This is a genomic window from Thermococcus pacificus, from assembly GCF_002214485.1.
Classification (GTDB): domain Archaea; phylum Methanobacteriota_B; class Thermococci; order Thermococcales; family Thermococcaceae; genus Thermococcus; species Thermococcus pacificus.
Window position 1 is genome coordinate 812291 of sequence record NZ_CP015102.1, and the last position, 18319, is coordinate 830609.

General features: G+C 54.4%; 18 protein-coding genes. 5 read left to right on the forward strand and 13 right to left on the reverse strand.

Translation table 11 applies throughout. From position 1 onward, the window contains the following. Positions 1–3: 3 nt before the first annotated feature. From A3L08_RS04595 to hxlAB, 9 genes are all read right to left on the reverse strand, one after another. A complete protein-coding gene (locus tag A3L08_RS04595; protein WP_232461771.1) occupies positions 4–1491 on the reverse strand; it encodes a BatD family protein in 1488 nt (495 codons plus the stop codon). A 650-nt stretch (positions 1492–2141) separates the two neighbouring features. Further along, positions 2142–3458 carry an aspartate--tRNA(Asn) ligase gene (gene aspS, locus A3L08_RS04600; RefSeq protein ID WP_088853906.1) on the reverse strand — a complete coding sequence of 439 codons (1317 nt, stop codon included), beginning with the start codon at positions 3456–3458 and terminating at the stop codon, positions 2142–2144. Between the two features lie 45 nt (positions 3459–3503). Continuing rightward, complete coding sequence (locus tag A3L08_RS04605) at positions 3504–4016, reverse strand: KH domain-containing protein (RefSeq protein WP_088853907.1); 513 nt, start codon at positions 4014–4016, stop codon at positions 3504–3506. Positions 4017–4117: 101 nt separating this feature from the next. Next, entirely contained in the window at positions 4118–4738 is a 621-nt protein-coding gene (locus A3L08_RS04610) for an HD domain-containing protein (protein ID WP_088853908.1), read from the reverse strand. Positions 4739–4742: 4 nt separating this feature from the next. Beyond that, entirely contained in the window at positions 4743–5552 is an 810-nt protein-coding gene (locus A3L08_RS04615) for a DUF4392 domain-containing protein (RefSeq protein ID WP_088853909.1), read from the reverse strand. Positions 5553–5555: 3 nt separating this feature from the next. Beyond that, positions 5556–5732, reverse strand: a complete 177-nt coding sequence (locus A3L08_RS09995; protein ID WP_198362138.1) for a hypothetical protein — start codon at positions 5730–5732, stop codon at positions 5556–5558. Beyond that, positions 5729–6373: an HAD family hydrolase gene (locus tag A3L08_RS04620; RefSeq protein ID WP_088853910.1), complete on the reverse strand. Its 645-nt coding sequence runs from the start codon at positions 6371–6373 to the stop codon at positions 5729–5731. The genes A3L08_RS09995 and A3L08_RS04620 overlap by 4 nt, the downstream gene beginning before the upstream one ends. 4 nt (positions 6374–6377) lie before the next feature. After that, positions 6378–7133, reverse strand: coding sequence for a hypothetical protein (locus A3L08_RS04625; protein ID WP_088853911.1), 756 nt, complete (start codon positions 7131–7133; stop codon positions 6378–6380). A gap of 50 nt (positions 7134–7183) precedes the next feature. Then, positions 7184–8404, reverse strand: coding sequence for a bifunctional 3-hexulose-6-phosphate synthase/6-phospho-3-hexuloisomerase (hxlAB, locus tag A3L08_RS04630; protein ID WP_088853912.1), 1221 nt, complete (start codon positions 8402–8404; stop codon positions 7184–7186). A 139-nt stretch (positions 8405–8543) separates the two neighbouring features. Between hxlAB and A3L08_RS04635 the strand changes: the two genes are divergently transcribed. Genes A3L08_RS04635 through A3L08_RS04645 form a run of 3 tightly spaced genes read left to right on the forward strand, consistent with a single transcriptional unit; the run spans position 8544 to position 9806 of the window. Next, the gene (locus A3L08_RS04635; RefSeq protein ID WP_088853913.1) at positions 8544–9269 is read left to right on the forward strand and encodes an arginase family protein; all 726 of its coding nucleotides are present in this window, start codon (positions 8544–8546) and stop codon (positions 9267–9269) included. A 4-nt stretch (positions 9270–9273) separates the two neighbouring features. Continuing rightward, positions 9274–9597: an Sjogren's syndrome/scleroderma autoantigen 1 family protein gene (locus A3L08_RS04640; RefSeq protein ID WP_088853914.1), complete on the forward strand. Its 324-nt coding sequence runs from the start codon at positions 9274–9276 to the stop codon at positions 9595–9597. Then, positions 9594–9806 carry a helix-turn-helix domain-containing protein gene (locus tag A3L08_RS04645; protein WP_088853915.1) on the forward strand — a complete coding sequence of 71 codons (213 nt, stop codon included), beginning with the start codon at positions 9594–9596 and terminating at the stop codon, positions 9804–9806. Before A3L08_RS04640 ends, A3L08_RS04645 begins: the two co-directional genes overlap by 4 nt. 393 nt (positions 9807–10199) lie before the next feature. On the opposite strand, the gene trmBL2 is transcribed toward A3L08_RS04645, so the two are convergent. The 3 genes from trmBL2 to A3L08_RS04660 all read right to left on the reverse strand — a co-directional run bounded on the left by trmBL2 (position 10200) and on the right by A3L08_RS04660 (position 15581). Beyond that, positions 10200–10994 carry an HTH-type transcriptional regulator TrmBL2 gene (gene trmBL2, locus A3L08_RS04650; RefSeq protein WP_088853916.1) on the reverse strand — a complete coding sequence of 265 codons (795 nt, stop codon included), beginning with the start codon at positions 10992–10994 and terminating at the stop codon, positions 10200–10202. A 308-nt stretch (positions 10995–11302) separates the two neighbouring features. Then, entirely contained in the window at positions 11303–14989 is a 3687-nt protein-coding gene (rgy, locus tag A3L08_RS04655) for a reverse gyrase (protein WP_088853917.1), read from the reverse strand. A 52-nt stretch (positions 14990–15041) separates the two neighbouring features. Next, positions 15042–15581, reverse strand: a complete 540-nt coding sequence (locus A3L08_RS04660) for an SWIM zinc finger family protein (protein WP_449353697.1) — start codon at positions 15579–15581, stop codon at positions 15042–15044. Between the two features lie 83 nt (positions 15582–15664). On the opposite strand from A3L08_RS04660, the gene A3L08_RS04665 reads away from it, so the two are divergent. Next, a complete protein-coding gene (locus tag A3L08_RS04665; RefSeq protein ID WP_088853919.1) occupies positions 15665–15898 on the forward strand; it encodes a hypothetical protein in 234 nt (77 codons plus the stop codon). Here A3L08_RS04665 and A3L08_RS04670 read toward each other — a convergent pair whose 3' ends face one another. Then, a complete protein-coding gene (locus tag A3L08_RS04670; RefSeq protein ID WP_088853920.1) occupies positions 15899–17203 on the reverse strand; it encodes a DUF4139 domain-containing protein in 1305 nt (434 codons plus the stop codon). Between the two features lie 145 nt (positions 17204–17348). Here A3L08_RS04670 and A3L08_RS04675 point away from each other — a divergent pair, with 145 nt between their 5' ends. Then, positions 17349–18047: an acetate--CoA ligase family protein gene (locus A3L08_RS04675; protein ID WP_088853921.1), complete on the forward strand. Its 699-nt coding sequence runs from the start codon at positions 17349–17351 to the stop codon at positions 18045–18047. The last annotated feature ends 272 nt before the right edge of the window (positions 18048–18319 follow it).

Here is an 18319-nt window from a genome sequence, read left to right on the forward strand (position 1 = left end):
AAGTCAGAGCTCAACTATCTCCGAGCTCTCCTTGGACTCTTTCTCACCCTCCTTCTTCGGGAGTCCTCCAGGTCTGTGCTGCTTCTTCCTCTCGAGTTTTTCCCTGAGCTTTTGGGCCTCGTCCCAGTACTTATAGGCCATTCCCGCGAGTACGATGGTCAGGATGATGAAGATTATCGCGGTGGGCTGCCACGGGTTGCTCTTCTCCTCCTTGGGGAGGTAGTAAGTGGAGATGTTGGCGAGCTCGCTGGCCAGGGGCATGGGGTCCTCCATACCGGAGAGGGTCTTGTTGACGTAGTCCGGGAGCTCGTCCGGGGTCGGCCAGACCTTGACCTCCTCAACTATCACCTTGGGCGGGATGCTGTTTATGGTGACGATGTTGCCGAGGTCGAGCCTGTGTTGGCCGCCGAGCGGGTCGAGGTAGATGAGGGTTGCCCTGACGTTGGTTAGGTTCTCCTTGAGAACCTTGACGTCGAGGCTCACTACTTTCGTTTCGCCCGCCTTGAGCATCCCAACATCAATAACGGGTTGTCCGTCCAGGTTCGATGTGAGGTCGAGGAGCAACGTGGCGTTCTTGATGAACTCATAGTCCGGGTTGCCGTCGGAGGCGCGGACGGTGAACTTGAGCTTAACCGTGTCATTGACCTTGGCCGAGACGTAGTTGCCCCAGGTGCCGTTGTAGGCTTGGGCCGTCACGTCGAGGGTCGGAATGCTGTAGACCTTTATCCCGGTCAGGGGCTGGGAGTAAACGACCCTCTTCTTGCCTGTGTCAAGGCTCTTGTCGTCGTAGAAGGTCACGATGACCTTGCCTATGTCGAACTCGCCCACCTTGGTCGGCTTGAGGACGTATATGAGTGCGGGCATGTTGGTGAAGGCCGGCAAGTTCTTGAGGGTCCAGCTCTCAGCCATACTGACCAGTTCGAAGTCGTCGGGTATCGGGGCGGCAACGTTCACGTCGTAGGCGTCGCCCCTTCCGAGGTTCTGGACGTTGATGGTGATGACGAGGTTGTCATCGAGCATTATCTCCTTTGGAATCGCGTCTATCTTGGCGACGAGGTTGGCCTGTCTGAGTATCGGCGTGACCTGAGCGCCCATTGGGGCGTACACCCTTATAGTGGCGCGCTGGTAGTCAGGTTCAACGCCTTGGACGGAGAGCTGGAGTGGGGTGTTGGGAACGTTCTTGGGGACGTCACCGACTTCCAAGAGCATGGTTCCGAGGCTCTGGCTTCCCTTGAGGATCTCTACCTTGGCAACGTCGGGTATGGTCGAGACCACCTTGACGTAGTATGTGGTGTTGTCGACCTTAACAGGGAGATTCTCGTCAACGTAGAGGAGGCCGTTGTAAACGAGGACGGTCTGCTCGGGGGTCTCCGAGGGTTGATTTCCATTTTCGTTGTTTCTTATTATTTTAAAATCCGTAGATGCTACCCGTGGAGCGTATACAGTAAACTTAACTCCATCTTTGGAAATACTTAAAACATCAATATACACATAGTTTGAGTAAATATAACCCCCTGGAAGGCGGTAATCTATCCCATCCCCTTCTCCTTCTTGTAGTGTTAGATGCTCAGTGTCTCCATATGGATAAGATATTTCAAAGGTCACTTTCTTTGACTCCGTTGAAATTGAATCTACATAAATTTGAATATCCGGGAAACCCGCTGGCAAAGAGACATGGTCTCCTTTTTTCAATGGGTTTTCTGTAGTCATTATTTCTCTCAGAGGTGCCTTAATGGATATAACCACTTTACCGGAAGCTTCACTCACCCACACTAGACGGATGGCCAGATACTGATCACCTTCACTAGGATAATAAAAAACATCCCCATCGGTCCCTACAAAGATCTTCGAACCACTCGGACCACTGACCTCAAAACTTACTCTTTTCCAGTCTGGGTCAGCGTCTGAAAATTTCACAGAATATGGCCCTATCTTGACCTGGTCTTTTAGGCCCAAAGAGACATCGTTTATGGCAGCATATTTAACTTGGTTCTCTGCAAATACGCTCCAACTAGAGAACAAGGACAGTATCAACAGGCTAGCCAATATTAAAGCCGGTTTCCTCATGATCTAGACCTCCAACATCGTTCTTGTTCATTAAGTAGATGTCATAACCAAAAGGAAAAGGTGATATAAAGGCGTTACGGTGTGAGCCTTCTCCTGTCCCTCGGGAAGAGTATGACCTCACGGATGTTGTTGAGGTCGAGCATCTGTTTTATCAGCCTCTCTGCTCCGAGGCCGAAGCCGCCGTGCGGAGGCATGCCGTAGCGGAAGGTCCTTAGATAGAACTCGAAGTTCTCTGGATTGAGTCCCTTCTCCCTTATCTGCTCCTCCAGGATATCAACGCGGTGTTCCCTCTGGCCGCCGGAGGTTATCTCCACTCCACGGTACTCGAGATCGAAGGCGCGGCAGATTTCGGGCTTGTCATCGTACTTCATTATGTAGAACGGCTTCGCTTCGCTTGGGTACTGGTAGAGGAAGTAGAGCGGTGCTTCCTCGTTCTCGAGCATGTATTTCCCGAGGAGCTTCTCGCCCTCGGTGTCTATATCTTCTCCCCACGGGATTTCCTTGCCGAGGTCGGAGAGGATTTCAAGGGCTTTGTCGTAGCTCACGCGCGGGAAGGGCAGTTTGGGCTCCTCAAGCTCGAAGTTTAGGATTTCCAGCTCTTTCGCGTTGTGCTCGCGGACGTAGTTGATTGTATAAGCGACCAGCCTCTCGAGGAGGTTCATTACTTCCTCCTCGTTCTCGATGAAGGCCATCTCCGCGTCGATGCTCCAGGCCTCGTTTAAATGGCGCGTAGTGTTGTGCTCCTCGGCCCTGAAAATCGGCGCTATCTCGTAGACCCTGTCCAAGCCGGAAGCCATCATAATCTGCTTGTAGAGCTGGGGACTCTGAGCCAAGAAGGCGTCCTTCTCGAAGTACTTCATCGGGAAGAGCTCGGTTCCGCCCTCGGTCGCGGTGGCGATTATTTTCGGCGTGTGTATCTCTATGAAGCCCTCGCCGTGGAAGAAGTCCCTCACGGCCTTGAAAACGCTCGACCGTATCTTGAATATCGCCATTACCTCGGGCCTTCTGAGGTCCATAAAGCGGTTGTCCAGACGGGTGTCGAGTTCCGCCTTAACCTTCCCGGTGGGGTCGAGCGGGAGTGGGCTTTCCGCCCGGTTAAGGATTTCGAGCTTCTCGGGGAGGATTTCAAAGCCAAGCTTCGCCTTTGGCGTGAAGTTGACGATGCCTTCAACGGCCACAACGTCCTCACTGTTGAGCTTCGGGATGAGCTTGAAGAGCTCCGGATCGACCTTCTTCTTTGGGGCCGTTATCTGGACTATGCCCTCCCTGTCCCTCAGCCAGAGGAACTTTATTCCGCCCAGATCCTTGATCTCCCATACCCAGCCCGCTACCCTAACGCGCTGGCCGTTGAGTTCCTCCGTAATCTCACTTGAGTAGTGCGTCCTGTACATTCCATCTACCTCCATTGGCAAACCTGTAGGGGAAGAAAAGGAAGTTTAAATAAAGTTTATCTTTACCTCTGCCCCGGCCATCTGGGACAGTATGCTCTCAAGGACGTCGGCCTTCTCGGGGAGCTTCTTCCTGTCCCTGCTCAGGACGAGAACCTTGTAGTAGTTCCCGCCGCCGGGCTTGTAGACGATGTTGACTCCAAAGACACCCGCGGGGTAGAGCAGGTCCGTGGCAAGCTTCTTGAGGTCCTCGGTGTCTTTGACCTCAACGGCCTCAATGACGCGTATCCTCTTGCCGAGCTCCCTCATGAGGGCTTTTATGTTCTTACCGCCCTTTCCGATGGTTACCGGGACGTCTCCCTCTCCGACCATGATAACTATGATGTCGCCGGCCTCGACGGCCTTCTTGAACTCAATATCAACGTCCCCGAGAAGTTTGTAGAGTAAGCGTGCCACCTTTACATCAAGCTCTGAGATTAGACCCTCCTGGAGCTTCTTCTCATCAGCGGGGCACAGAATGTCGTCGGTCTTCAAACACACCTCACAGATTGGCGCCTTCATCCTCTCACCTCCCTCGCCTGAAGAATTACATTAAAGGGGCTAACCCTTAATTCCAGGAGGCATTTAAAAACCTTATTATGGGAGAAAAACCGGCGAAAAGTTCAGATTTCGCCCTCTATCTCGCGCCTTATGCGCTCGATAAACTCAACTGTAAAGCGGTGCCTTTCCTCGGCGAGCCTCTTAGCGGTCTGGGTGTACATCAAGTCCTTCAGCTTCAGTATCTTCTCCTCAAAGTGAGCCAGTGAGTCCTCGATGCTCCTCCCGTGCTCGCCGGAGTACATGAAGACCCTTGCTATTCCTATGGCCCCTATAGCGTCCAGTTTGTCGGCATCGCTCAGGATTTTTGCCTCCAGTGTTTCCGGCTCCGGGCCGCGGGAGAAGCGGTGGGCCTCTATGGCGTGCGCAACTGCCTCAACCTTCTCCTTAGGATAGCCGATGCTCCTCAGGAAGTGTCTCGCTATCCTCGCTCCCTCAGCGGCGTGGTCCTCAACCTTTCCGGCGCTCTCAAGGGGCCTCGCGACGTCGTGGAGGAGAGCCGCCAGGGCCAGAACTTCAAGATCGGCACTCTCCTCTCTGCCTATGTGCATGCAGAGGTTGAACACGCGCTCAACGTGGCTGAAGCCGTGAGTTCCTTCCCTCTCAAAGAAGTGCTTTGCGTACTCCCTCGTGCGCTCTATCAGCTCGATGCTCTTGGGGTCGCTTATGAAGTCGGCGAGTCTCATCGAATCACCCGAGGGCCTCGTTGACGAGTGCCTTTAAAAGCTCAACGATTCCCCTGTGAACTTCAAGGGGGATGCCGTCCACTGTGGGGGCCAGCTTCTTTGAGACGCCGTCTATCAGCCCGGCATTCATCATGGCCTTAACGGCCTTCTCTTCGTCCCAATCTGCCAGCAGGTTTCTCCCCAGTTCAACCGACGCCTCAGCGAGGAGCCCATAGGCGCCCCAGTTCGAGACGGCCGAGAGAACCAGCTCCTCGACCTCAACAACGCTCGCTATTCTCTCCCCGTGGGGGACGTGCCGCTCCACGAGTTTCCTTATCTTCCCCATGCCCGCCTCGTTGCCGCCGTCTCCGATTCCTATCGTCGGGATGCCGAGTTTCTGGGCCTCAATAACCGCCCAGTCAAAGGTCTCCCTCGTTATCTCAAGCCCGCTCATGGAGTAGTACTTCCCGTCGGCGGCCCTTCCAGGGGTTTCGACCGCAATCACAAGGGAGTAATTGCCCAATTCGGGTTTTTCCGCGAGCTTGACCCCAAAGCGCTCCAAGGCCTTTCCAACTTCAGGGTAAGTCAGGACTTCGGCTCTCCCACCGAGCGATTGGACAGCCTTCGCAAGCGCCAGCGCCCCGGGCGGCCCATCCGTCTCTGGGGTCATATCAGGTGGGATGGGGAAGCCCGTTACTATGAGAACTCTTGAATAATTATCCAAAAACATCTCTGCAGAATTATGTAAAAAATTAGGATTCTCGCGGCGGTAGTCCAGGTAGACCCCCAGGACTCCGCGGTTCCCCACGTCAGTGGTTATAAGGTGGGCTATCATCGCTCATTCCTCTTCGTAGACGACGATCCTAACCTTTCTGCCCTTAACGGCCTCCTTAAGCTTCCACCACAGCTCCGTCGGCTCCTCGCTCCTGTGCGTCAGCTCATGGCCGTTCTCCATTCTGACCTTTTTCTCTTCATACTTCACAAAAACACCGCTTTCATTGAATATCTCCTTCATTCCACTCCCCCCAGGATTTTCCTAAGCTCGTGAAGGGTTCTTATTTCATAGTCTGCCATGTGATAGCCGGGTTCTCCATCGCGGTTTATCCAAACGGCTGTCATCCCAACGTTCTTCGCGCCGTAAACGTCCTGGCTGAGGGAATCGCCGACCATTAAAGCCTCCTCCGGCTCAACCCCTGCATTCTCCAGGGCGTGGAGGAAGATCTTTGGTTCGGGCTTTATCGCCTTTACATCATCCCTCGTGACGATTACATCGAAGTAGCCGCTCAAACCAGTGAGTTCAAGCTTGAGCCTCTGATAGGCAGGCCCGCTGGTGATGACGCCGAGTTTGTAGCCCTCACCCTTGAGCCACTCGAGGGTCGGAAGGGTGTCTGGGTAAACATGAATCTTGTGGGGGTAGCGCTTCATCAGTTCAGAGTAGTCCATGTCAAGGTCGAAGAGCTTGAAGAAGAAGTTCCAGTCGTGCCAGTCGTAGGTGTCCCTCCTGCCGAATATCTCCCTTAGAAAGCGCTCCCTGGCACTCTCCCTGTCGATTCCGAGCTTCTTTGAGAGTTTCTCGTAGACCTGGGGCAGGAACAGCTCTATGAGTGGCATTTCGGTTAGCAGGGTTCCGTCTATGTCGAAGAACACCGCCTTCATGCTATCACCACTTCCTGACCAGTAGGGAGAGTATCTCAACCTCCCTGTCGAGGTTCTCGTCGATTATGACGCCCCAGATTATGTCCTTTTCGGAGAGTATCTCCTGGAAGTTCTTAAGTATTCTGTGGGCGTTCATGAGGGGGAACTCGTTGCCCACAAGTATGCCTATAAGCCCGCGCTCCCAGATCCCCCAGTGCCAGTTAAAGTCCACCTTGCGGAGAAGGCGGAGGATCCCAACGTTTCCGCCCTTTATCATGTTGAAGAGGTCTGCGTAGTCTATGTTCACCAGCATCTGATTCTCCAAGTAGTAGTGCAGGCGGGAGAACATCTCCGCTATGTGCCGCGAGGCGGCGTAAAACGCCGTGGCAAGGGGCTCGTCAGGCCCCCTGAAAAATTCCCAAAGGGAGTCGTAGAAGACAGTCTCAAACTGTTCAGCCCAGGGGGGCTTTTTTTCCGTAACCAGCTCCCTCTTGGGTGTGAGCACGTAGGCGAGGTTTATTGTGTCGGAAGGGACACTGTCAAGTATTATCTCGCGAACCAGGTGGTTTGCCTCCTTATCTTCAAATATGAGCCACAGAAACGTGTTCTCCGGAAGGCGGGAGAAGAAGTCCCTGAGCTTCTTCTCATGGGCTTGAGCACGGGGCATGAGAAGATACGCGGGGTTAACGGTCACCCTAACCGTCCCGTCGGCATGTATGTTGTTCACGATTCTAGCACCCGCGTTCCCGATTCCAACAAAAAGGTGGGTAAAAGATTGCATAGCCACCCCTAAAAGGAAAAGGGTGGCCGGTTCATATCCTTTTCGGTTCCTCACTCCAGAGTGGCGTGCTTCCTCTTCATGTCCTTCTCGGTCTTCTGGAAGGTGGCCATTAGGAGAGCTATAACGCCGTCGAGGAATATCATCGTTGAGTCCTCGAAGAGCGTTCCCATCGGGGCTATCCACTTGTACTTGGTGAGCATCTGGCGGGCTATGTAGTCGGTCGGAACGTCGCTCTTAGTTCTTCCCGGTATCTCAAGGACGACATCGGCGAGCTTTCCAAGGGTGGAATTGGCGTAGGACGTTATTGCGACAACCTTTCCGCCCTGGGCCCTTGCTATCTGAGCAGCGTCGACGATGCTCTTGGTTTCTCCGGAACCGCTGATGGCTATTAGGAGGTCCCCCTGCTCGAATGCCGGCGTTATCGTCTCACCGACGACGTAGACGTTGAAGTCGAGGTGCATGAGCCTCATGGCGAAGGCCTTTCCAACGAGGCCGCTCCTTCCTGCACCGTAGATGAATATCTTGTTCGCCCCTATCATGGCGTCAACGAAGCCGCGAACCTGCTCCAGCTTGAGGCTCTCCGCAACCCCGTTTATGTGCTCGGTTATGTCGGTCATGGCCTTCCTTATCGTCATCATATACTCGCCCCAGAAGAGGTCTATTATCTTCCTCGTAACGTCCTCCGGATCCTCGGCCTTCGTTATGGCGCCGCCTACGATTATTATGGTGGCACCGAGCTCTACCACCTTCGGAATGGTCTGGAGGTTGAGGCCGCCCGCAACTGCAACGGGAACCTTGACGGCCTTGACGACCTTCTCAAGGTCTTCGAGCGGGCTCTTCCCCTGGACCTGCTCGTCTATACCGGTGTGGACGAGTATGTAGTGAACGCCCATCTTCTCGAGTTCCTTGGCGCGCTTCACCTTGTCCTTGACGCCTATGAGGTCGACCATGACCCTTATCCCGTAGCGTCTGGCGACTTCAACCGCGTCCATTATGGTTTTGTCGTCGGCAACGCCGAGGATGGAGACGACGTCCGCGCCGTGCCTCGCCGCCATCTCGACTTCGAGGGCCCCGGTGTCCATGGTCTTTAGATCGGCGACGATTTTCCTGTCCGGGAAGCGCCTCTTCATGAGTTCGACGGCGCGCATTCCCTCCTTCTTGATGAGTGGAGTTCCGACCTCAAGCCAGTGGGCACCGCCGCGTGCGGCTTTCTCGGCAATAGAAATGGCCTGTTCAATGTCAGTAAGGTCAAGGGCAACTTGAAGTATCATCTCCTCGCCTCCGAAGAGTTTTCGATTTAAGCTTGCAGTGCTACTTTTTAAACTTTGGCTTCCTGAATTGACACAAAAATGTCCAAGTCCTTCGCCAAGGTTTAAAAGAGATTGGGACAACTCACGCCGGTGGAATCAAATGGTAACGTTCATTCCCTTCGGCGAGAAGCCCAACCGCGACGGCGTTCTCTACGTTCTCCAGTTCCTGAAGAGGAACAAGCTCATAGAGGACTACATGATAGTGGAGTCCAGCCGGGTTGAGCTGTTGCCCGATAGGATACCCCAGGACCGTGCATACATAATAGGCGAGCACCTCGCCACATACGGCATCGTGGAAAAACTCAGACCGAACTCACTCCTCAGCATAGACGCCCACACTGATCTGATGCACGACTACCTCGACCACGGCTCCTGGCTGGCCTACGCCCTCAAAGAAAGGCTGGTAAACAGGGCCGTGGTTCTGGCGCCTGTTCTCATGATACCCACCACGGAGAGAACCCAGCTATGGACGAGGCGTGTCAAGATCTTCCCGGCCCTGCTGAGAAGCAGGAAGGTCCGCGGGAAGTGGAGGGCTTACAAGAACCTCCAGACGAACGATTTGCTTGAGATACTCGACGAGACGAAGAAGTACCTCGGAAGGGAGATATACCTGACCGTCGACCTCGACGTCCTCCGGCCGGAGTACAAGATAGCCCGCTTCCAGCACGGTGAACTGACGCTCGAGGAGCTTCTGGAGATCCTGGAAGAGGTCAAGAAGAACTTTAAAATAAGTGCCTTTGACATAGCAGAGGTCTCGGACAGGATTAGACGCTCAAAGCTCGGGAAAAAGGCCTTTGCTGAAGTCTTCCAGCTCCTAACGGGGTGATTCCATGAAGGGCCCAACCGAGTGGGAGATGCGGAACATCATAATGCCCCTCCTGCTCTCCGGCGCGAAGATGCTCGACAGACACTGCCCCAAGTGCGGCTCGCCCCTCTTTGAGAAGGACGGCAGGGTTTTCTGCCCCGTCTGCGAGCACAGGGCGAAGCAGGAAAAGAGCGAGATGAGGGGCGTCGAGGAGAGGCTGAAGGAGAAACTCTCCGAGCTAGCAAACTCCCTGCCGGATGATATCGACGAACTGGAGAAACACTTAAGGGCAATGGAGAAGATAATAGAACTGCTGGAGCGCTACAGAAAACTGGAGGGAGGAGAATGAAGAACGTGAAGGTGCTGGAGGCCCTTAACGACGGCCCGAAGACCATCGAGGAGATAGCCGAGAAAACGGGCATAAAGCCTATGGAGGTAAGGCGCTACCTGCTCCGCTTCGTCGAGCAGGGGAAGGTTGAGAGCTATCAGAAGGAAGGCAAGCTCTTCTGGAAGATCAAGGAGAAGAGCGAGGAAGAAGAGGAGTTTAAGTACGTCTGAACTCTTTTGGAGACTGCGTAACCGGTTTTTACCCCTAATTTTTGTTTGTATTGTTGCAATCTTGACAGGTAGAAGGTCAATAGCTTTTTTGTATTCAAGTTGCAGAGGCTGGCGATACTAACTTGTCTCCTCTGCGATCGCTGGTCGTCAACTGGACCCAGTTTCCAGTCTATTTCACACTCAGGAAGGGCAATCTGACGAAGAACAGCATCCTCTTCTACATCAACACGACCGACACGATAAACGGCTTCTGGTTTCCCGATGACGTTAAAATCGTCAACGTAACTGCATGCAAGGCCAGTACGAATACATCCCCCAGTACGGCAGGGGGACTAACTGGCTGCCGCAGTACCTCTGTGAGAAGAGTAAACCGCTAAAATAGTGGGAGAAAAATCAGGCCTTCTTGGCCTTCTCCCAGTACTCGTTGAACTTGGCCTCGAACAGGGCCTTCACCCTGAAGTCCTTGATCCATATCTGGGTCTCGTAGTTGAAGTACCTTGCTGCCATGTCCTCGAGGGCGAAGAAGACCTCGTCGTCGCAGATGAGCATCGGGAGCTCGAACTTGTCGAGGACCTTGAGCTCGAGCTTGCCCTTCTTGTAGTAGTCCATTATCTTAGACGTGCCGAGCCTCTGGAGGACGTTCGGGGTAACGATTATCTTGGCCTTGGCACCGTTGTCTATCGCCTTGATGAGGTCGCTCTCAAGGTTTATGGCGATGTAGCCGTCGTCCGCTAAGAGAATCTGCTCCTTGACTTCCTCGAACATCTCCTTGGTCTTGAGGGTGGCGTTCCTTATGCCCCTGACAACCCAGACCTTCTCGACGCCGTACTTGGGAATCTCGGTCTCAATGAGGGGCCTCATGAGCTGGAGGAGCTCTTCCTTCGCCTTCTTCTTGGCCTCAAGCTCCTCCTTGACGCGCTCCTGCCACTCCTCGATGAACTTCTCGAGGATGTTCTCCGGGTGGACGGGCCTGTACTTGTTGACCTTGCCTGGCTGGCTTATGGCGAAGCCCTTCTTCTCAAGGCTCCTGAGAACGTCGTAGGTTCTCGGTGCCGGAACCTCCGAGACGCTGGCAAGCTCGGCCGGTGTCAGAACTCCAAAGCCGACCAGTGCCACGTACGCCCTTGCCTCGTAGAGGTTCAACTCAAAGTGCTCCTGGAGGAGCTCTACCATCTTGTCCTTAACCATCTTTACCACCACCGTATTTTCTATTTTGCATTTCGATTCCATCCCATATAACTTTTTTCCAAAGCATGTTAGTTCCAGCCGTTAGCTATCCACAATTTGTGGAGATGACTTCGCGGGATATTACGCCCATTGCGTATGCATGCAAACCCATTACTACATCAATGTTTTAAAAATTTTTGGTTTTACTTAACAGCAAATCCAAGACTGAAACTTTAAGGTAGACACAAAGCCCACTAAAATCGAGAAATATCACATGACGTCAAAGATGGACTCTCCACAAACATACCAAAGCCCAAAGAGAATGGGGGTCAGCTCGCAGCACCCTTTCCAACCCCCATGTGCTCCATTATCTCACGGTACAGCTCACCGAGAACCTCCTGGTAGTTTACCCCGTTCTCCTCGATAAGATCCATGACCCCCTCCAGCTCCCTCGTCTTCTCCTCGCTGACGAGTTCCTTATACTTGCTTATGAGATAGTGGTAGACCTTGATGCCCTGGTCCGTCGGCACGAGCTTCTTCCTTCCGCGCGTCTCGAGAACGTAATAGCGTTTTATCAGGGTCTCCAGGATTTTCGCATAGGTCGATGGCCTGCCTATCTTCCTCTCCTTCATGAGAGCTATGATATCGCCCTGGCTGTAGAGCGAAACCTTTGGAGCCTTCCACTTCTTGGCCTCGACTACCTTCAGCCTCGCGCCCTCCTCAAGCCTCGGGAGCTGCCTGAAAGGAGGTGAGCGGAGCTTCGTCCAGCCGTCCTCGATTACCTCAACGTAGCCTTCGAGCTCGGCCTTTCCAACACCCGCGTCGATAACCGCTCTCTCCATGAGGAGCTTCGCAGATTTCATCTGACTCGTCATAAAGCGCCTGAATATCATATCGTAGAGCCTGTAGTGGTTCCGCGTAAGGTTCTTAGGAAGCTGGATAACGCCATCGCGGACGAGCTGCATGAGCCTGCCGGTGTCTATCGGCCTCGTCGGCCTTATCGCCTCGTGGGTTCCCTCTTCGCCCCACGGCCTCGGCTTGAAGTACTCCTCGCCTATCTCCTGGGTTATGTACTCCTTCGCTATCTCTATTCCGGTGTTGCTGACGTGGGTGCTGTCTGTGCGGTGATAACTCGTCAGCCCCGCCTCAAAGAGGTCCTGAGCCAATCTCATCGTCTCAGGCGCCGAAAGCTTCAGGAACGTCGAGGCGTCCTTCAGCATTGCATCAGTGGTGTACGGTGGGGATGGGTTGAACTCCCTCTCCTCGAGGTGAACCTCTTCAACCGTGACGTACTCCGGCGGCTCGACATTCTTCCCATCCTTACCTATCTCTACTGTCACCTGGAGGCCGTTCTCAAGGGTTAGACCAAGGAAGTAGGTCTCGCTCTCGCTGAACTCCTTATAGCGCTCGATTATCCAGCCGAGAACTGGAGTCTGAACCCTTCCAGCCGAGAGGTTTCTGTTTTCAAAGACGCGCTGGAGCTCCTGGCTCAGTTCGAAGCCTATCCACCTGTCCTCTATCCTCCTGACGATCTGGGCGTTTACCCTGCCCTCGTTGACGTCCCTCGCCTCCTGGATGGCGCGCATTATGGCGGGCCTCGTCACCTCGTGGAACTCTATGCGCTTGATGTTCGGAGTATAAGGACTCAGCACGTTCCTTATGTCCCAGGCTATCTTCTCACCCTCGGTATCGGGGTCGGTCGCTATGAGAATCTCGTCTACCTCTTGGGCCAGCTCGCGCATCGCCCTGACGTTCTCGAGGGCGTCACGCACATTAGTGGAGCCACAGCGCGGGCAGACGCCCTTGTCCTCCCAATCAACGAACTGGTGACCGCAGTCGCGGCAGCGCTTTATGGTGTCATAGACAGGGATGAACCTCATCATGCCGTCCTTCTCGTCAATTAGAACACCATGATAGCCCTCATTCGTCACAAGGTCAAACATGTGGCCGCCGCTCGCTAAAATCGTCAGCATCATGTTCCCAATGCTGACCTCGTAGGCGACTAAGTCACCTATCCTCGTCTTGCTCGGCTGGCCGAAGAAGTTGGCTATGGTCCTGGCCTTGTTCGGGCTCTCGACTATCATGAGGGCAGACTTGACAAGGTCCTTGACCTTGGCGCTTATCTTGCCCTCCATCACCAGCCTAACTTTCTCCCTGTCCTCGTCAATCTGTTTCAGCACCTCGTCGAGGTCAAGCTCCTCGAAGGGCACCATCTTGAACTCTGTGAAGCGCCAGCGCATCTGCCTCACTAAGCCGTTGAAGACCTTCTCGTTATCAACCAGGAGAACGCTGAGGCCTTTGGTAATTCCACCGGCGAAGAGCCTGCTCGTTCTCCCGGTGGCCTGGATGTAGGTTCTCACGTCTGGAATCTCGATGTACCACTTGCCGCCTTCTTCCGTCAGGCTCACGAAGGGGTCTTCGGCGAGCTTCTTCAGAACCTCCTCGTCGTGAAGAACTCTCCTCAGAAACTCGACCAGCTCGCGGAAGACTCCCAAAACGTGGTTGTGGAACTCGTTCTCTATGGGCAGGCCCTCGGCCAAAGCTTCCTCTATCTTGAGGAGTTCGAACTGCGGTATGTTCCTTATGAGCCTCCTCAGCCTTGCGTGGAGCTTTTCAGCCTGCTTCCGGTCCTCGTCGCTCAGGAAGTCCATTACCTCACTGAGCAGGCCTAAAGCCCTGTATATCGTCGGCCTCTCAAGGTCTATCGAAAACCTAAACTTCGGGACGCCGGTAAAAACCGCGTAGCGGATTAGGTGCGGCAGGTCGAGGCCCCTAACGAGGGAGCCGTAGTAGGTGGCAGAACCGACGAGGTAGTCAGCCTCGCCGTTCTCAAACCTCTCGATGGCTTTCCTGTTCTTCGAGCTGACGAGTTCAACCTTAAAACCGCGCTCGCGGAGATAGTTGACGAGCTCTTCCGCGTAGCCGAGGCCCTGGTCGATGGGCGTGAAGATTATTCCACCCTTGCCAAGCATCGTCAGGAGTTCTTCCACGTGCTCCTTGATGTCCTTCGTCGGCTTCAGATAGCTGTCCACCACGTTCCTGAGTGCGCTCCTACCACTTCCCACTTCAAAGCCGAGAAGCTCGCGGTAGAGCTTTATCCTGTCGCCCCGGGCCGAGCCTGTGGCAGAGGCGATGATCATGATGCCGATGTCGTTATTCGATTTAAACTCCTCAATCTCGCGCTGGAGCTTTGCTATGCTCTCGTTAAGCTCCTTGAGCATCTCCTCCCGGTCCTGGGCGCGGCCGTTGAGGTACTTCGACATCTGCTTCTTCAGGCGAATTATCTCCCAGGCCTTCCCTATAACCTCGTCGTTGAAGCCGAGGAGGTAGAGGGAACGGTCTATGTTCTTGCTCGCCTTGAGGAAGGCATCAACGTCATCGACGAAGATGAAGTCGAAGTGCCTGTCCTTGAGCACCTCGTCAAACTTTCTGGCCATCCACTGGGCGCTGGTGACGAGGATGTCGTAATCACCGCCGGTTATTTTTGCAAGCATCTCCTCCTTCTCCTTCTTCCGAAGGTTGCCGTGGTAGTAGGCGAGGTTTACCTCAACGCCGGCCTTCCCGGCTATGGCCTGGATTTTCCTCACAGTTTGGATAACCAGCGGCGTCGTTGGGACGACTATGTAGCTCTTCTTGCCCCTGGTAGCGTGCCAGACGGCCATGAAAGCCCCAAAGGTGCTCTTGCCCATTCCGGTCGGGGCTATAATGGAGAAGCTCCTCCCCTTCAAAAGGCGCTTCACCCACGTCCTCTGGGCGCTCCAGAAGGTGAAGCCGGTGGCCTTCTCAAAGAAGTCTTCAACCTCGCGGAGGTTCTTCTCGAGGGAATAGATCCGCTCCCACTCCTTCAGCGTGCCTTTAACCTGCAGGGCGTTTCTAACGGAGGTGACGAGCTCGAAATAGGAATCAGAGTGAACGGGGTTATCGAGACACTCGTCGCAGGGGTTTTTTTCTACAAGCCTTTCATCGGAGATTCTACCCAGGCAGTTCGGGCACATCTCCCTGTATATCGCCTTCATTTTCCCACCCTCTAAGCTTCAGTTTGGAGTTTTGAGGATTTATAAGGCTTTTTTAGAGGGCCGTCTTAAGCTCCCTGAGTTCATCCTCCAGCTTCAGGGAGAGCTCGTAGTCGCTGAAGACGTGCTTGTACTCCTCAACGGCATCTTCCAGAAAGTGGAGGGCCTCCCTCTTTCCGGTGGCTTCGGTGAGCTTCAGGGCCCTTCTGAGGAGCCTGGCCACTTCACTACCGCTCTCATCGGTGCTCAGAGCGAAGCGGAGCTCCTTGAGGATAACGTCGAGGGCCAGCTCGGGAACCTCAGCCAGAAACTCCATCGCAACGGCCTCTGGGAAGAGCTCGGCGTGTCTATCAAAGGTCTCAAAGTAGAAGCCGCTCTCATGGGCCTTCATTACGGCAGCGACGTGCTTGCAGTCGCCCCCCAAAGGGCAGGTGCAACGATTTTCGCCAGTCCGGAGGTCCAGCTCGACGTAGTAGGGGTAGGTTCCAAGAACCTTGGAGAAAAGCCTGTCCCCATACTTGACGACCCAGAGAACCTTTCCGGATTTATAATAGCGCTCGCCCTTCCTGAGGGTCTTCTCGTCCATGGCTCCCATGGTGGACGCTCGGTCAAGTCCGCTTTAAGCCTTTCGGACGAAAGCGTTTTATCGGCTTTGCCGTACTATAATTGGTGGTGTCCATGGACGTTTTCGAGCTGGCGAGAAAATATCACGACGAGCTCGGGATAAAGGAACCGAGCATGGCCACGATGGCGGCAGAGTTCTTCGACGACCTGGGCCTCAAGATGGCGGAGTTCCTCAAAGGCGAAGGCTACACGATAGTCGGGACGAAGTTCATCGACTACGACAAGAGCCTGGTTATAGACACAACAAAAGGGGAAAAGAGGTTCGAGATAACGCTCAGGAAGAGCTGATCACCAGCGGTTCTCGTAGTCGAAGACTATCTCTTCCCTTTCCCCAGGTTTCAGGGTGACGCTGAACTCCACATAGTTAGCCGTCTCGTCAACTGGCTGGACGCTCGAAGTTATTATCTTCCCCCACTTGTGGTGTCTCACGATAATTGTCTTGGTCTCGTTCCCGAAGTTCTCAAGGGTCACTTTTATCTTGTAGTAGGCATAGCCATCGCCGTTCTTCTGTTCGAGCACCGTTGTGGTCCCCTTGAGGTCGTAGTCCCTGCCGATGCCTATCCTCAGCGTATCGCCCTTGGGCGCGTGCTCTATCCCCCTCTCCCCTATCAGGAGGGCCCCGTCGCTGGTTTCCCTGTAAATCTCCACTATTCCCTCGGGGAGAACCTTGTCGGTCTTGAACGCTATCGACTCGTAGACCGGCCTCTCACCGTTCCCGGGCCAGCTCTCGTAGAGGTACTCCCTCTCGAAGGGGGCCTCCATCGATATGTACGGGTACATCATGGTGCTGGACGGGTTGAGGTCGACGATTCCGAGCCTGTAGAGGTAGAAGGCCTCCACCTTTTGGGGCTGGCTCACCTCAACGGCCTCGACGCCCGCCTCGGCCTTCGCGTATAGGGTTCTCGGCTGCGGGAGGGCTTGGTAGAGCTGGACGTCGCCAGCGACGAGGAGAACCTTTGCGTCCTTGAACTCCTGCGCCGTCGGGTTGTTCAGCACGATGTAGCCGTAGAGTTTAGCGTTATCGCCTATGTAGAGTTTGTACCTGCTCTCCCAGCTCATGTTGGCGACGCGGTATGTGACGCTCACGTTGTACCTGCCAGCATTATCGGCCTGCAGAACCGCGTAGACGCTCGCGGTTCCTTCGAGATTCTTGGCCTTGAAGTATGAGACCTCGTCCGGGTTTACAAGGTAGTAGCCGTCGCCCTCGACGGTTATCTTCCCGTCCTTGAAGCCGAGGAACTTCCCGGTTATCGTCCCGCCGCTCCTGAGCTTTATCTCCACCTCGCTGCCCACGTTGGCGCTGTAAACGTCGCCGTTCGAACCCCTGCTGAAGACGCCGAGAACCCGAACCCCGTCATCCAGCGGCATCACCGTGACCTCGGCTATGTTCAGCCCCGCCAGCTCGTTGAGGGGAACCTCGTTGAGACCCTCCTTCAGCTCGACCTCCTTGGTCTCCTCGATGACGCCGATCCTCGCCGAGCTATAGAGGACAACGGTGGTATCGCCCACGGCCGCCTTCTCGCCCTGGAAGGAGAACACCGCAAAGAGCAGCAGCATTATCCCGCCGAGGGCGGCTATAGCTTTCTTCTTCATAACAATCACCTGTATCCTATTTGGGGCTCGGGGTATTTATACCCCCTGCATCGCTTCAAACCGGGCCGAAACGAAAGTTGGCAAATGGAAACCCTTTTAACTGCCCGGTCGGATTGGGAAATGTCAGGCTGATGAGGTGATTGATATGGACAGGATTGAAAAGGCTAAGGCAATCATCGAGAAGGCTAAGGCCGAGAACAGGCCGCTCGTCGAGCCCGAAGCGAAGGAGATACTCAAGCTCTACGGCGTCCCGGTTCCGGACTTTAAGGTCGCCACCAACGAGGAAGAAGCTGTAAAGTTCGCCAGGGAGATCGGCTACCCGGTCGTCATGAAGATCGTTTCTCCGCAGATCATCCACAAGAGCGACGCCGGTGGAGTCAAGGTCAACATCAAGAACGACGAGGAGGCCAAGCAGGCCTTCAGGACCATCATGGAAAACGCCAGGAACTACAAGCCGGACGCCGACCTCTGGGGCGTTATCATCTACCGCATGCTCCCGCTCGGTAAAGAGGTCATCGTCGGTATGATCCGCGACCCGCAGTTCGGTCCAGCTATAATGTTCGGTCTCGGTGGAATCTTCGTCGAGATACTCAAGGACGTCAGCTTCCGTGTCGCCCCGATAACCAAGGACGAGGCCCTCGACATGATCAAGGAGATCAAGGCCTATCCGATTCTGGCTGGAGCGCGCGGCGAGAAGCCGGTGGACATCGAGGCCCTTGCCGACATAATCGTCAAGGTCGGCGAGCTCGCCCTTGAGCTTCCGGAGATCAAGGAGCTCGACATCAACCCGATCTTCGCCTACGAGGACAGCGCCGTTGCCGTTGACGCGAGGATGCTTCTCTGAGGGCTTCTGCCCCCTTTCCTTACTTCCTTCATGCTTTCCAGTGATCGTTTCTCCGGTGGTTCCACCCGCCATAACCACGGGCTGGCTCGTAGAGGGTGGCGGATTATCATGTATCATATCTATCTTCTCATGAAACACAAAGACCTACATAAAGGCCCCCCAAGGTCTTTGATGAGCATCCTGCAAAAGCAGATTACTCTCTTCAACCCCCAAGCATGGAACTTTTTGTGATATTTCAGTTTACACTTCCAACAAGAGAAAGCCTTATAAGG